This is a genomic window from Bradyrhizobium sp. CER78, from assembly GCF_029846235.1.
Taxonomy (GTDB): domain Bacteria; phylum Pseudomonadota; class Alphaproteobacteria; order Rhizobiales; family Xanthobacteraceae; genus Bradyrhizobium.
Map to the genome: position 1 here is coordinate 123,442 of NZ_JARVWP010000021.1, position 14,123 is coordinate 137,564.

At 64.6% G+C, this 14,123-nt stretch carries 13 protein-coding genes; 11 read left to right on the forward strand and 2 right to left on the reverse strand.

The genetic code is table 11. The features are described 5' to 3' along the window. The first annotated feature begins 197 nt into the window (after positions 1-197). A complete protein-coding gene (locus QDT69_RS32365; RefSeq protein ID WP_279710516.1) occupies positions 198-1,862 on the forward strand; it encodes a thiamine pyrophosphate-binding protein in 1,665 nt (554 codons plus the stop codon). Positions 1,863-2,106: 244 nt separating this feature from the next. Here the strand turns inward: QDT69_RS32365 and QDT69_RS32370 are convergent, their stop codons facing one another. Continuing rightward, complete coding sequence (locus QDT69_RS32370) at positions 2,107-3,489, reverse strand: LLM class flavin-dependent oxidoreductase (RefSeq protein ID WP_279710517.1); 1,383 nt, start codon at positions 3,487-3,489, stop codon at positions 2,107-2,109. Between the two features lie 239 nt (positions 3,490-3,728). On the opposite strand from QDT69_RS32370, the gene QDT69_RS32375 reads away from it, so the two are divergent. The 10 genes from QDT69_RS32375 to QDT69_RS32420 all read left to right on the forward strand — a co-directional run bounded on the left by QDT69_RS32375 (position 3,729) and on the right by QDT69_RS32420 (position 13,512). Continuing rightward, a complete protein-coding gene (locus QDT69_RS32375) occupies positions 3,729-5,114 on the forward strand; it encodes a M20 family metallopeptidase (RefSeq protein ID WP_279710518.1) in 1,386 nt (461 codons plus the stop codon). A gap of 180 nt (positions 5,115-5,294) precedes the next feature. Continuing rightward, positions 5,295-6,584 carry an MFS transporter gene (locus QDT69_RS32380; protein ID WP_279710519.1) on the forward strand — a complete coding sequence of 430 codons (1,290 nt, stop codon included), beginning with the start codon at positions 5,295-5,297 and terminating at the stop codon, positions 6,582-6,584. Between the two features lie 239 nt (positions 6,585-6,823). Further along, on the forward strand, positions 6,824-7,672 hold the full coding sequence (locus QDT69_RS32385; protein ID WP_279710520.1) for an IclR family transcriptional regulator: 849 nt from the start codon (positions 6,824-6,826) through the stop codon (positions 7,670-7,672). 187 nt (positions 7,673-7,859) lie between these two features. Further along, positions 7,860-8,276 carry a hypothetical protein gene (locus tag QDT69_RS32390; RefSeq protein ID WP_279710521.1) on the forward strand — a complete coding sequence of 139 codons (417 nt, stop codon included), beginning with the start codon at positions 7,860-7,862 and terminating at the stop codon, positions 8,274-8,276. Next, positions 8,273-9,136 (forward strand): alpha/beta hydrolase, encoded by an 864-nt coding sequence (locus tag QDT69_RS32395; protein ID WP_279710522.1) that lies wholly within the window; start codon positions 8,273-8,275, stop codon positions 9,134-9,136. The genes QDT69_RS32390 and QDT69_RS32395 overlap by 4 nt, the downstream gene beginning before the upstream one ends. Before the next feature lie 29 nt (positions 9,137-9,165). Continuing rightward, positions 9,166-10,077: an amino acid ABC transporter substrate-binding protein gene (locus tag QDT69_RS32400; protein ID WP_279710523.1), complete on the forward strand. Its 912-nt coding sequence runs from the start codon at positions 9,166-9,168 to the stop codon at positions 10,075-10,077. Positions 10,078-10,261: 184 nt separating this feature from the next. Next, entirely contained in the window at positions 10,262-10,993 is a 732-nt protein-coding gene (locus tag QDT69_RS32405) for an amino acid ABC transporter permease (RefSeq protein WP_279710524.1), read from the forward strand. 2 nt (positions 10,994-10,995) lie between these two features. Beyond that, positions 10,996-11,688, forward strand: coding sequence for an ABC transporter permease subunit (locus QDT69_RS32410; RefSeq protein ID WP_279710525.1), 693 nt, complete (start codon positions 10,996-10,998; stop codon positions 11,686-11,688). Between the two features lie 19 nt (positions 11,689-11,707). Then, the gene (locus tag QDT69_RS32415; RefSeq protein WP_279710526.1) at positions 11,708-12,439 is read left to right on the forward strand and encodes an amino acid ABC transporter ATP-binding protein; all 732 of its coding nucleotides are present in this window, start codon (positions 11,708-11,710) and stop codon (positions 12,437-12,439) included. A gap of 206 nt (positions 12,440-12,645) precedes the next feature. Beyond that, on the forward strand, positions 12,646-13,512 hold the full coding sequence (locus tag QDT69_RS32420) for a D-amino-acid transaminase (protein ID WP_279710527.1): 867 nt from the start codon (positions 12,646-12,648) through the stop codon (positions 13,510-13,512). A 149-nt stretch (positions 13,513-13,661) separates the two neighbouring features. Here the strand turns inward: QDT69_RS32420 and QDT69_RS32425 are convergent, their stop codons facing one another. Beyond that, positions 13,662-14,120 carry a carboxymuconolactone decarboxylase family protein gene (locus QDT69_RS32425; RefSeq protein WP_279710528.1) on the reverse strand — a complete coding sequence of 153 codons (459 nt, stop codon included), beginning with the start codon at positions 14,118-14,120 and terminating at the stop codon, positions 13,662-13,664. Positions 14,121-14,123 lie beyond the last annotated feature (3 nt).

Genomic DNA, 14,123 nt, shown 5'->3' on the forward strand with positions numbered 1-14,123 from the left:
AATGTCGGCGGCGCAATTCGATGCTGCCCGCCGACGGAGTTTCCTGGAACTTGCGATCATCATGGTGCTCGCATGGTCAACGCCAGGCGCGCGCCTGCGGAATGCGGCCATGACCGGCCGCTCGATTGCTCCCGAAGCGCAAGTTTGGTCATCTCCTCAGTGCCGTCGGCCAACGCGCCGGCAGGCCTGGAGGGAACATGAAGAATCGCATCACCGGCCGTTCGGCATTCCTGGCGTTGCTGAAGGATGAAGGCGTCACGCATCTGTTCGGCAATCCCGGCACCACCGAATTGCCGATCATGCATGCGCTGAAGGACCATCCTGACCTCACCTATGTGATGGCGATGCAGGAGAGTCTGGTCGTTGCGATGGCCGACGGCTTCAGCCGCGCCTCCGGCAAGCTGGTCGCCTGTAACGTCCACGTCGCGCCCGGCCTCGGCAATGCGATGGGCTCGCTCTACAATGCGAGCTTCACCGGCACGCCGCTGATCCTCACCGCCGGCCAGCAGGAGCAGGGCCACGGCCTGACCGAGCCGGTGCTGTTCGGTCCGCTGGTGCAGATGGCCACGCCCTTGGTGAAATGGGCGGTCGAGGTGACGCGGCTTGAAGACCTGCCGCGCATCGTGCGCCGTGCCGCCAAGATCGCGACCACGCCGCCCACCGGGCCGGTGTTCATCTCGCTCCCGGGTGACATCCTCAATGCCGAAGCCGGCATCGAGCTCGGCCGCTCCACCCGGGTCGACACCCGCGTCAGGCCGTCGGAGGATTCGCTGAAGGCGCTTGCCGCACGCATCCTCAAGGCAGAGCGCCCCGTCATCGTCGTCGGCGACGAGATCGTCAAGAGCGATGCGCTGCGCGAGGCCGCCGATCTCGCCGAGACGCTGGGCTGTCCGGCGTGGCAATCGTCGACGCCCTATGGCGCGCATTTCCTGTCCGAAAGCCCGAGCTTCATGGGCGCGATCGCGCGGCTGCAGAAGGTCGCGCGCGACGTGCTGGCGCCGCATGATCTTCTGATCGCGCTCGGCGGCGATCCCTTGCGGATGTCTGTCTACAGCGAGGTCGATCCGCTGCCGGACGGGCTCTCGATCGTGCAGGTCGGCCTCGTCGACAGCGATCTTGCCAAGAATTATGGCGCCGAGATTGCTGTGAAGGCCGACGTCAAGGAAACGCTGCGGGCGCTGGTGCCGGCGCTGAAGGAATTGGGCGGCGGCGCGCTGGAGACGCGCGCGAGGCAAGGGCTTGCGGCGCTCGCACCGAAGAACTGGGCGGCGAAGCGCAAGGCGTTGGTCGAGCAGATCTCGAAGGCGAGCCAGACTTCGCCGATCGATCCGGACTGGCTGGCGTTGCAGGTCGTGGAGGCGATGCCCGACAACGCGATCCTGGTCGACGAAGGCCTGACCTCGTCGCGCCAGATCATCGCGCTGCGCGCGCATCGTGACCGCTACGGCTATCACGCGCTGGCCTCCGGCGGCATCGGCTGGGGCCTGCCGGCCGCGGTCGGCGTCAGCCTCGCCAATCCGCAGCGTCCGGTGGTGTGCTATTCCGGCGACGGCTCGTCGATGTATTCGATCCAGTCACTGTGGACCGCCGCCAACCACAAGCTGCCGCTCAACTTCGTCATCGTGAACAATGGCGGCTACCGCATCATCAAGCAGCGATTGCTCGCCTTCCATGGCGACGATCACTATGTCGGCATGGATTTCGTCGACCCGCCGGTCGACTTCACCGCGCTTGCGCGTTCGCTCGGGCTCGAAGCGATCAAGGTGACGGATCCGCAGGAGCTGAAGGGCACGCTGAAGTCGGCGTTCGCAAGGCCGGGTGCGAAGCTGATCGAGGTGGTGGTCAGCAATTCCGTGAATTGAAGGAGCCGCACGCTGGCTCTCTCACCGTCATCCTGAGGAGCGCGGAACGCGCGTCTCGAAGGATGCACGGCCCGGCCGGTGGCCGTCGATCCTTCGAGACGCGCGCAAGAGCGCGCTCCTCAGGATGACGGGTTGGAAATCGTAGGGTGGGTTAGCGAAGCGTAACCCACCAACGGTTTCTCATTCGCACCGGCGCTTGTTGGGCGAAGATGGTGGGTTACGCTTCGCTAACCCACTCTACGCACTACTCCGCCGCCGCACCTCTCACGCGATACCGGCTCGCCGGGTGGCTCGCGTCGAGCTTCGCACGCCCCGCGCCGAACAGCTTCTCCCGCAGCGTGCCCTTGGCATATTCACGCTTGTAGCGGCCGCGCTTGACGAGCTCGGGCACCAGCATGTCGGCAATATCCTCGAAATCGCCGGGCGAGATCGCGAACGCGACGTTGAGGCCGTCGACGTCGGTGTCCTCGAACCATTGCTCGATCTTGTCGGCGACCTGCTCCGGCGTACCGACCACCACGGGGCCGGCGCCGCCGATGCCGACATGCTCGGCGACCTCGCGCACGGTCCAGACCCTGTCAGGATCGGCGCGGGTGACGTTGTCCATCGCGGAACGGCCGGCGTCGTTCTGCACGTGCCGCACCTCCTGATCGAGCGAGTAGGTCGAGAAATCTACGCCGGTCCAGCCTGACATCAGCGCCAGCGCGCCCTCATGGCTGATATGGCTGCGATACTCGGCGTATTTCGCTTTGGCCTCGGCTTCGGTCGGCGCGACCACGACGCACATCATCGAGAACATCAGGATCTCGGCCGCGTTGCGGCCTTTCGCGGCGGCGAGCTCGCGGATTGCCGAGACGCGCGGGCCGATCACCTTCGCTGACGGCCCCGACATGAACACGCATTCGGCATGCTCGGCGGCGAACTGCCGGCCGCGCGGCGAGGTACCTGCCTGGTAGAGCACCGGCGTGCGTTGCGGTGACGGCTCCGACAGATGGATCGCGTTGAGCCGGTAGTTGTTGCCCTCGTGCTGCACCCGATGCACTTTCGACGGATCGGTGAAGATGCCGCGCGCGACGTCGCGGATCGCGGCGTCGTCCTCCCAGCTGCCCTCCCAGAGCTTGTAAACCAGCTCCATATATTCGTCGGCGAGCTCGTAGCGGTCGTCATGCGCGGTCTGCTTGTCCTTGCCGGCACCGCGTGCGGCGGAATCGAGATAGCCGGTCACCACGTTCCAACCGACCCGGCCGCCGGTGAGGTGGTCGAGCGTCGACATCCGTCGCGCGAACGGGTAGGGCGGCTCGAAGGAGAGATTGCTGGTGACGCCGAAGCCGAGATTTTCGGTCACCGCGGCCATCGCCGGGATCAGCATCAGCGGCTCATTGGCCGGGGTCTGCGCCGCATTGCGCAGCGCGGCATCCGGACTATTGGCATACACGTCGTAGACGCCGAGCACGTCGGCGAGGAACAGACCGTCGAACCGGCCGCGCTCCAGCGTCTTCGCCAGATCGGTCCAGTAGGACAGCTTGTTGTAATCCTTGGTGCGGTCGCGCGGATGGGTCCATAGCCCCGGCGACTGGTGCGCCACGCAGTTCATGGCAAAGGCGTTGAGCCGGATTTGTTTTGTCATTGTCGAAACCTTGGTCGAAACCTTGAGCGCCGCGTCGATTGCTGCCCGGTCCGATCCCGGGCGTCCCGCCATCAACTTGTTGCGACTTCCCACGTTTTGGCAAGGCCCCTTCGCGATTCACACCCTTCCGGTGGCAGGCCGATCCCGATAGGTTGCCGGCCTCCAGAAGCATGATCCGGATGTGCGACGCAGCGATCCGACGGGATCATGCCAAGACGCGACCGGACGAAGGAACAATCATGGCGACACGGGCCGACGCAATCGCAAACGTGCGGGAGCATTTTCAATCGGGACAGTTCCTCAAGGAGCTGGACCGCAGGGTCGGCTACCAGACCGAAAGCCTCAACGCCGACAAGGCCGATGCGTTGCGCGCCTATCTGGTCGAGAATCTGCAGCCGGCCTTCGCCGAGCTCGATTTCAAGACAAGGCTGATCGAATCGCCGACCGGCCGCGGGCCCTATCTGATTGCCGACTACCAGGAAGATGCCGCGCGGCCGACCGTGCTGACCTACGGCCATGGTGACGTCGTCGACGGCATGGTCGGCGAATGGCGCGACGGGCTCAATCCCTGGCAGACCACGGTCAAGGGCGACCGCGTCTATGGCCGCGGCACCGCCGACAACAAGGGCCAGCATTCGATCAACATGGCCGCCTTGCGTGCGGTGAAGCAGGCGCGTGGCGGCAAGCTCGGCTTCAACGCCAAATTCATCATCGAGACCGGCGAGGAGATCGGCTCGCCCGATCTGCGCGAGGTCTGCGAGGCGCATCGCGAGGAGCTGAAGGCCGATCTGTTCATTGCCTCCGACGGGCCGCGGCTGTCGGCGGAGCGGCCGACCGTCTTCCTCGGCTGCCGCGGCGGCAACCGCATCCATCTCGACGTCAATCTTCGCGAGGGCGGCAACCATTCCGGCAATTGGGGCGGCGTGCTGGCCAATCCCGCGACGATTCTGGTTAACGCGATCGCGAGCCTGGTCGACGGCAAGGGCCGCATGAAGCTCGAGATCCTGAAACCGCCGCCGATCTCGAACCGGGTCCGCGCCGCGCTCGCCGACGTCGAGATCAAGCCGACAGCGGACGAACCTCAGCTGGCGGAGGATTGGGGCGAGGAGGGCCTGACCGCGGCCGAACGGCTCTACGCCTGGAATACGCTGGAAGTGCTGGCGATGTCGTCGGGCAATATCGACAAGCCGGCCAATGCGATCCCCGGCAAGGCGAATGCGGTGCTGCAGCTCCGTTTCGTGGTCGGCACGAAATATCTCGAAGTGATCGACGGTGTGCGCGACTATCTGCACAAGAACGGCTTTCCGATGGTCGAGGTCTCCGGCGCGCAGCGCTTCGGCGCCTCGCGCACCGACATGGACAGCCCGTGGATCGACTGGGCGGCGAACTCGATCCGCACCACCACCGGTAAGGCGCCGGCGGTGCTGCCGAACTTCGGCGGCTCGCTGCCCAACGACGTGTTCTCCGAAGGGCTCGGCCTGCCGACGATCTGGGTGCCGCACTCTTATCCGGGCTGCTCGCAGCACGCGCCGGACGAGCACATCCTGCTGCCGGTGACCGAGGAGGCGCTGACCATCATGGCCGGCCTGTTCTGGGATCTCGGCGAGGCGCCGCATAAGGGTTGAGGGGCGGGCGTGCAGTTGTCCCGTCATCCTGAGGAGCGGCGATAGCCGGGTCTCGAAGGATCGACGGCCACCGGCCGGGCCGTGCATCCTTCGAGGCTCGCAAGAGCTCGCACCTCAGGATGACGGGGGTCGGCTATGATGCGTTGAGAGAAGAGTGCCTTCATCGGCAAAGGAACCCTGATGACATTATCAACGCCTGCCGATGCTCAGCGCGCAACAACGGTCGACAAGAAGAACATCACCCGCCTGATCGTCGCGACCTCGGTCGGCAACGCGCTCGAGTGGTACGACATCTCGGTCTACGCGTACTTCGCGGTCTACCTCTCCAAGGCGTTCTTCCCGGCCGATGATCCGACCACCTCGCTGCTGCTGACCTTCGGCAGCTTCGGATTGTCGTTCCTGATCCGCCCGATCGGCGGCGTCGTGCTCGGCGCCTATGCCGACCGGCACGGCCGCAAGGCCTCGCTGATGCTGTCGATCGTGCTGATGACCTTTGGTACGCTGGTGCTGGCGCTGATGCCGACCTATCAGACGATCGGCATCCTGGCGCCGATCGCGGTGATGCTGGCGCGGCTGGTGCAGGGCTTTTCCGCCGGCGGCGAGTTCGGTTCCTCGACCGCGTTCCTGGTCGAGCACATGCCGGAGCGGCGCGGCTTCGTGGCGAGCTGGCAGTTCGCGAGCCAGGGCGTCAGCGGCCTGCTCGGCGCCGGCTTCGGTGCGCTGCTGACGTCGACAATGAGCCCGGAGGATCTGCAATCCTGGGGCTGGCGGCTGCCGTTCCTGTTCGGCGTGCTGATCGGTCCGGTCGGCATCTACATCCGCAACCATGTCGATGACGCAACGCCGCCCCCGGCGGCCGGAAAGCAGAATTCGCCGGTCAGGGAAGTGCTCGCGCGGCAGAAGCTCGCCACGATCCTTGCGATCGGCGCGCTCGCGGTGTCGACCGCAGTGAATTATTTGATCGTCTACATGCCGACCTACGTGGTGAAGACGCTGAACCTGCCGCCGACGGTCGGGTTCATGGCGGCGCTGGTCGCGCAGACCGCGGTCGCGCTGCTGGCGCCGATCGCGGGCTTCGTCTCCGACAAGATCGGACGCACCACGCACATGATCCTGTTCGCGCTGCTGCTGCTGGTTTCGATCTTCCCGGCCTTCCTGCTGCTCACCGGCAAGCCGACGCCGACCATCATCCTGCTCGGCGTGCTCTGGCTCGGCGTCCTCAAGTCGCTGTATTACGGACCGCTGGCCGCGCTGATGTCGGAGCTGTTTCCGCCGGCGACGCGTGCGACCGGGCTCGGCCTCAGCTACAACATCGGCGTCACATTGTTCGGCGGCATGGGGCCGGCGATCATGACCTGGATGGGCGGCTATCCGCTGATCGGCGAACTCGCGCCGGGCTATTATCTCACTGCGGTCTGCATCCTCAGCCTCGGCGCGCTCTTCACCATTCGAAGGATGCGGCTGGCATGATCCGAAAAAGTGCGAAGCGGTTTTTCGAGATGATCATGCTCAAATGGCGCCTGATTTCGTGAAGCGAAATTCAGATACCGCTATTGCTGCAAAGCAGCGTAGATAGTCGATATCAAAGTTTCATCTGACGAAAGTATACGGTGTCCGCTGCACATCATCCGTTTTAGGATGATGTCCGCCGGGCGCGTTTCTTCGTGCCCGGTTGAGAAATTGGAATTGAGGGCAAGGAAGGCCAGGGCATGAGCGCCTCCACGACTGCGACCGCACGGACCAGCCGCAAGAGGCCATTGCCGGAGCCGGGTCAACCCGACAAGTTCAACGCGATCCAGAAGGTCTGCGCGATCCTGCGCGTGCTGGCGCAGCGCTCGCCGTTGCGGCTGACCGACATCGCCGACACCACCTCGCTGAACAAGGCGACCGCGCTGCGCATTCTCAATTCGCTGATCGAGGAAGGCTTCGTCTCGAGGGTCGCGGGCGCCAAGACCTATGAGCTTGGCCAGGAGGCGCGGGTGATGGCGGTCGGCGCGCGCCGCTCGGTCGACATCGCCGAGCTGGCGCAGCCGAGCCTGTTGCGGCTGTCGGAGCGCTCGGCCGACACGGCGCTGTTGTCGGTACGATCAGGCGTCGAAGCGCTGTATCTGGCGCGCTCGGTCGGCAGCCACCCGCTGCAGCCGAACTATCTGCAGATCGGCAGCCGCCGTCCGCTCGGTGTCGGCGCCGGTGCGCTGGCGCTGTTGGTCTGGCTGCCGGATGCCGAGATCGAGGCCGTGATCGAGGTGATCGCGCCGCGGCTGGCGAAGTCGCCGCGCATCACGCCAAAGTTCCTTCGCGAGCGGATTGCGGTGGCGCGCAAGGCCGGCCACACCGTGCTGCTCGACGCTGCATTCCCCGGCATGGGTGGCGTCGGCGTTCCCGTCCGCGACGATGCCGGCGAGGTGGTCGCCGCGCTGTCGATCGGCGCAGCCACCGACCGCATCCGCCGCCGTGAAACCGAGCTCGCCGACATGCTGAAGAAGGAAGCCCAGGTGCTGGCCCGCGCGATGGCCCAGGCGCCGAAGAACGTGCGGTCGGCGAAAGCCACAAGCTGACGGATTGCGCGTCGGGATTTGGCAGTTCCTGGCAGCAGGGGCTTCGAGCGTTCCGGCCTGCGCGCTGACCGGGCCGATCCGTTTAATCAAGCGATTAATCTGAGGAACCCAAGGGTCTCAGCGGCTTGCGAGAACCGGCGGTTGCCGTCATCATGGCCGCGCTCGCCGAGGAAACCTGCCCAACAAGATGACGCTATCGCCTGACGCCACCGACGACGCTGTGACGACGGCGTTTGCCGGCCTTCCCGCATTGCTCGACCAGGCGCCTCGGCTGGTCTCGCGCGGCCGGCTGCTCGATTGCGACTGCCTGATCGGTCCGATGGCGCGGCCGTTTCATGCCGCGATCCGCACCGGGCGCATCGTCGAGCTCGTGCCTTCGCCGGTCCTGATGCGCTCGTGGCGCTTTTCCTATCGCGCGACGCCGCAGGCCTGGGCCGCCTATTGGCAGGCCGAGCCGAAACCAGGCTGGCACGATCTGCTGGCGCTGACCAAGCGCGGCGAGGCCGTGCTGGAAGGCGATCTGCATCCCTTCATGGCGCACCTGCAATACTTCAAGGACCTGCTGGCGCTGCCGCGGCAGCATTTCGCGGCGATCGCGTCATGAGCGGCACTATCATGAACGGCACCATCGAGCCGATGGTCGGCCGCTACGTTCACGTCGAGATCGGCGGCGAGCTGCACCGCATCTATTTCGAGGAGAACGGCACGGGCATTCCGCTGGTCTGCCTGCACACCGCGGGATCAGACGCGCGACAGTGGCGGCATCTGCTCGCGGATGCGCAGTTTGCCGAAAATTTCCGCGTCATTGCCTTCGATATGCCCTGGCATGGCAAGTCGAATCCGCCGAAAAGCTGGACCGGCGATGAATACCAACTCACCACCGCGCGCTACACCGAGACCATCCGCGCCTTCTGTCGTGCATTGGGGCTGGAGAAGCCCGTCGTGATGGGCTGCTCGATCGGCGGCCGCATCGTACTCAACCTCGCGATCGAACATGCCGCCGAGTTCCGCGCGCTGATCGGGCTCGAGGCTGCCGATTTCCAGGCACCGTGGTATGACACCGACTGGCTGAACCGTCCGGACGTTCACGGCGGCGAAGTCTGCGCAGCGCTGGTGTCGGGGCTGATCGCGCCGCAGAGCCCCGAAGCTGCGCGGATGGAAACGCTGTGGGGCTACAAGCAGGGCGGCCCCGGCGTGTTCAAGGGCGACTTGTATTTCTACCGTGTCGATGGCGACCTGCGCGGCCGGGTCGCGTCAATCGATACTAAAGTATGCAAGCTCTATTTGCTCACGGGCGAGTATGATTTCTCCTGCACGCCCGAGGACACAAGGCGGACAGCAGCGGCTATAGGGGGCGCCAGCGTCACGATCATGGAACAGCTCGGTCATTTTCCGATGAGCGAGAATCCGGAACAGTTTCGCCGCTACATCGCACCCGTCCTCGCCGACATTCTCACGCAGTAAATCGATCGTTTCCACGAAGGAGTAGACGTATGACACGCAAATATCTCATCGGCTTCGCGCTCGCCGCCGCGTTCGGCGCGAGCCAGGCGCAGGCCGAGGAGCTGACCGGAACGCTGAAGAACATCAAGGACACCGGCGCGATCACGCTCGGCTACCGCGACTCCTCGATCCCGTTCTCCTATCTCGACGACGACCAGAAGCCCGTCGGCTACGCGATGGACATCTGCTACAAGATCGTCGACGCCGTGAAGAAGGAGCTCAAGCTCGACAAGCTCGAGGTCAAGCTCAACCCGGTGACCTCGGCAACCCGTATCCCGCTGATGGCCAACGGCACCGTCGACCTCGAATGCGGCTCGACCACCAACAATGCCGAGCGCCAGAAGCAGGTCTGGTTCACCAACACCCACTTCCTGACCGCCAGCCGCTACGTCTTCAAGAAGTCGAGCGGGCTGAAGTCGATCGACGATCTGAAGGGCAAGGCGGTGGTCTCGACCGCCGGCACCACCAACATCAAGCAGCTCACCGAAGCCAATGTCGCGCGCGGCCTCGGCGCCAACATCATCCCGGCCAAGGATCACGCCGAAGCCTTCCTGATGGTCGAGACCGACCGCGCGGTCGCCTTTGTGATGGACGACATCCTGCTCGCGAGCCTCGTCGCCGGCTCGAAGTCGCCGGGCGACTACGTCATCTCCAAGGATGCGTTCTCCAAGCCGGAGCCCTACGGCATCATGCTGCGCAAGGATGACGCGCCGTTCAAGAAGGTCGTCGACGCCGCCACCGCCGCGCTCTACACCAGCGGCGAGGCTGCGAAGATCTATGACAAGTGGTTCATGCAGAAGATTCCGCCGAAGGGCCTGAACCTCAACGTCGAGCTCGGACCGGAGCTGAAGAACGAGTTCGCCAAGCCGTCGGACTCGCCGGATCCGGATAGCTACAAGTAAGCTGCCGGGGCTCCCATGGTTCGAGACGGCGCAATGCGCCGTCCACCGTGAGGGACCGGAGAACCAAGCGTGTCCGGCCATTTTTGGAGGAGAATGGCCGGACATTTGCATATCGTCGTCGCATCGCGTTTGGATGCGCAGACGTTGCTGTTGAGCGTGACCGGCGCGGCCGCGTGGGGGACCCGTGAACTATAATTGGAACTGGCACATCTTTCTTGAGCCGAACCCGATGGGGACCGGCACCTATCTCGACCTGTTGCTGGCGGGACTGGTGGTCACCGTCAAGGTATCGGTGCTCGCCTGGATCATCGCGCTGGTGTCCGGCTCGGTGATCGGCGTGCTGCGCACGCTGCCGTCGCGGACGGCGTCGTGGATCGGCTTCTGCTGGGTCGAATTCTTCCGCAACATGCCGCTGCTGGTGCAGCTGTTCCTGTGGTTCTTCGTGCTGCCGGAATTGCTGCCGAGATCCGCGGGGCTGTGGCTGAAGCAGTTGCCGAACGCGCCGTTCTGGACCGCCGCGATCGGCGTCGGCTTGTTCATGTCGGCGCGCGTCGCCGTGCAATTGCAGGCCGGCATCACTTCGCTGCCGCGCGGCCAGAAACAGGCCTCGACCGCGCTCGGCCTCACCACGGTGCAGACCTATCGCTACGTGCTGCTGCCGATGGCGTTTCGCATCATCCTGCCGCCGCTGACCTCCGAGTTCCTCAACACCATCAAGAACAGCGCGGTCGCCATCACCATCGGCCTGATCGAGCTGACCGGCCAGGCCCGTTCGATGCAGGAATTCTCGTTTCAGGTGTTCGAGGCCTTCACGGCGGCAACGGTGCTCTATCTTCTCCTCAATTTCGTCGTGGTCACCGCGATGCGCTTCCTCGAGCGCTATGTCGCGATCCCCGGCTACATCACGGGCAAATGACCATGCTCGGTAGTTTCGATTTCGACGTCATCCGCCGCGCGCTGCCCTATCTGTTCCTCGAGGGCATGCGCTTCACGCTGACCCTGACGGCGCTGGCCGCGTTCGGCGGCCTGGTGTTCGGCACGCTGATCGCCCTGATGCGGTTGTCGAGCTATAAGGTGCTCGGGCGCATCGCCGGCTTCTATGTCGACTTCATCCGCTCGCTGCCGCTGGTGCTGGTGATCTTCTGGTTCTACTTCCTGGTGCCGTATATCGGGCAGTGGCTGACCGGCGCGTCGCGGCCGATCACCGTCGGCGCCTTCGCCTCCTCGCTGATCACCTTCATCGCATTCGAGGCGGCCTACTTCTCCGAGATCATGCGCGCCGGCATCCAGTCGATCTCGAAGGGCCAGCCGGCCGCGGCCAGCGCGCTCGGCCTGACCTACGCGCAGTCGATGCGCTACGTCGTGCTGCCGCAGGCGTTCCGCAACATGCTGCCGGTGCTGCTGACCCAGACCATCGTGCTGTTCCAGGACACCTCGCTGGTCTACGTGCTGTCGATCCCGGACTTCCTCGGCGCCGCCAGCAAGGTCGCGCAGCGCGACGGCCGTCTGGTCGAAATGTACCTGTTCGCCGCGCTGGTCTACTTCGTCATTTCCTGTGTCGCGTCCTACGGCGTTCGCCGCCTGCAGGCGCGGATTGCCATTGTTCGCTGAACAAACAAGCTGAGCCATCATGATCGAGATCAATCACGTCAATAAATGGTACGGCCCGACCTTCCAGGTGCTGAAGGATTGCACCACCAGCGTCGCCAAGGGCGAGGTGGTGGTGGTCTGCGGCCCGTCGGGCTCCGGCAAGTCGACCCTGATCAAATGCGTCAACGCGCTGGAGCCGATTCAGGGCGGCGACATCACGCTCGACGGCGTCAAGGTCAACGATCCCAAGACCGACCTGCCAAAGCTGCGCTCGCGCGTCGGCATGGTGTTCCAGCACTTCGAACTGTTCCCGCATCTGCGGATCATCGACAATCTCCGCCTCGCGCAGGAGAAGGTCTTGGGCCGCAAATCTGAGGATGCCACCGCCAAGGGCATGAAGCTGCTGGAGCGCGTCGGGCTGAAGGAGCATGCCAAGAAGTTTCCGGCCGAATTGTCCGGCGGTCAGCAGCAGCGCGTCGCGATCGCCCGCGCGCTGGCGATGGACCCGATCGCGATGCTGTTCGACGAGCCGACCTCGGCGCTCGATCCGGAGATGATCAGCGAGGTGCTCGACGTCATGGTCGACCTCGCCCGCGAGGGCATGACCATGATGGTCGTGACCCACGAAATGGGCTTCGCCAACAAGGTCGCCGACCGCGTGATCTTCATGGACCGCGGCGAGATCGTCGAGGACGCCAAGAAGGCCGACTTCTTCGGCACGCCCCGCAGCGACCGCGCGCAGAAGTTTTTGTCGAAGATCCTGCAGCACTAGGACTGGGGCAGGCGTCTGCGCTCGTCATTCCGGGGCGATGCGAAGCATCGAACCCGGAATCCATCGGGCCGCACTTTTTGCTGAGAAATGGATTCCGGGCTCGCGCCTTCGGCGCGCCCCGGAATGACGAGGGCGGGGTTTTCCCCCGTTAACATTTTGCGTATACGAAGGCCTGAAACTCCCCCTTCGTCCGCAGGAGAACTCGCGTGGAAAAGATCGCTTACGTCAACGGCTCGTACGTGCCGCATTCCGAGGCCAAGGTCTCGGTGTTCGACCGCGGCTTCCTGTTCGCCGATGGCATCTACGAGGTGGCGGCGGTGCTCGAGGGCAAGCTGATCGACAATGCCTCGCATCTGGCGCGGCTGAAGCGCTCGGTCGGCGAGATCCAGCTTGCGCTCCCCGAGACGCTGGAGCGGATCGAGGAGATCCAGAAGGAACTGGTCAAGCGCAACGACCTCGTCAACGGCATGGTCTATCTCGAAGTCACCCGCGGCGCCGACAAGGGACGCGACTTCGCCTTTCCGAAGGCGGAGGCGAACGTCAAGCCGACGCTGGTGATGTTCACCTCGGAAAAGGACATCATCAACGCGCCGTCGGCCAAGACCGGCATCAACGTCATCACGGTGCCCGACATCCGCTGGGAGCGGCGCGACATCAAGAGCGTGGCTCTGCTTGCGCAAGTGCTGGCCAAGCAGGCCGCGGCCGCGGCCGGCGCCGGCGAAGCCTGGATGATCGAGGACGGCAAGGTCACCGAAGGCGGCTCGTCCTCGTCCTTCATCGTCACCCAGGACGACGTCGTCGTGACCCGCCAGAACGGCAACGAGATCCTGCCCGGCTGCACCCGCAAGGCTGTGGTCAAGCTCGCCGAGGAGCGTCAACTCCGCATCGAGGAGCGCGCCTTCACGGTCGAGGAAGCGCTCGCCGCCAAGGAAGCCTTCATCACCAGCGCCTCGGTGTTCGTGCAGGGCGTGGTCGCGATCGACGGCAAGAAGGTCGGCAACGGCAAGGTTGGCCCGATTACCGATCGTCTGCGCGAGATCTATGTCGAGTTCGCGAAGGCGACCGCGGTTTAATCAATCCCGTCCGCACCGTCATCGCCCGGCTTGACCGGGCGATCCAGTATTCCAGAGACCACGGTGCTTGAGCCGAGAAGCCGCGGCGTACTGGATGCCCCGCATGAAGCGGGGCATGACAGCGGAATAGATGGCGGACAGCAATACGCTCACGCAGCCACCTTCACCTTCACCGGATGCACCGCGCGGAAGCCGATCGCGATCCGGTTCCAGGCGTTGATGGCGCCGATCAGCGTGGTCAGGTTGACCAGCTCGCTGTCGGTGAACTGCGCGCGCACCGCCTCATAGTCGGCGTCGGGCGCGTGCGTCTCGGACACCAGCGTCAGCGCCTCGGTCCAGGCCAGCGCCGCGCGCTCGCGCTCGCTGTAGAGCGGCGACTCGCGCCAGGCATTGAGCAGATAGAGCCGCTGCTCGGTCTCGCCATGCTTGCGGGCGTCCTCTGTGTGCATGTTGATGCAATAGGCGCAGCCGTTGATCTGCGAGGCGCGGGTCTTGACCAGCTCGATCAGCGATTGCTCGAGACCGCTCGCATTGATCTGGCTCTCCACGGCGACCAGCGCTTTGATGGTTTCGGGGGCGGCCTGGTAGAAGTTCAGACGGGGTTTCATGGT

Bases quoted from the DNA above. Each gene is read 5' to 3' on its own strand.
- QDT69_RS32425 (WP_279710528.1), bottom strand. From the start codon at position 14,120: ATGAAACCCCGTCTGAACTTCTACCAGGCCGCCCCCGAAACCATCAAA.
- QDT69_RS32415 (WP_279710526.1), top strand. From the start codon at position 11,708: ATGATCGAGATCAATCACGTCAATAAATGGTACGGCCCGACCTTCCAG.
- QDT69_RS32370 (WP_279710517.1), bottom strand. From the start codon at position 3,489: ATGACAAAACAAATCCGGCTCAACGCCTTTGCCATGAACTGCGTGGCG.
- QDT69_RS32395 (WP_279710522.1), top strand. From the start codon at position 8,273: ATGAGCGGCACTATCATGAACGGCACCATCGAGCCGATGGTCGGCCGC.
- QDT69_RS32385 (WP_279710520.1), top strand. From the start codon at position 6,824: ATGAGCGCCTCCACGACTGCGACCGCACGGACCAGCCGCAAGAGGCCA.
- QDT69_RS32365 (WP_279710516.1), top strand. From the start codon at position 198: ATGAAGAATCGCATCACCGGCCGTTCGGCATTCCTGGCGTTGCTGAAG.
- QDT69_RS32400 (WP_279710523.1), top strand. From the start codon at position 9,166: ATGACACGCAAATATCTCATCGGCTTCGCGCTCGCCGCCGCGTTCGGC.
- QDT69_RS32375 (WP_279710518.1), top strand. From the start codon at position 3,729: ATGGCGACACGGGCCGACGCAATCGCAAACGTGCGGGAGCATTTTCAA.
- QDT69_RS32410 (WP_279710525.1), top strand. From the start codon at position 10,996: ATGCTCGGTAGTTTCGATTTCGACGTCATCCGCCGCGCGCTGCCCTAT.
- QDT69_RS32390 (WP_279710521.1), top strand. From the start codon at position 7,860: ATGACGCTATCGCCTGACGCCACCGACGACGCTGTGACGACGGCGTTT.
- QDT69_RS32380 (WP_279710519.1), top strand. From the start codon at position 5,295: ATGACATTATCAACGCCTGCCGATGCTCAGCGCGCAACAACGGTCGAC.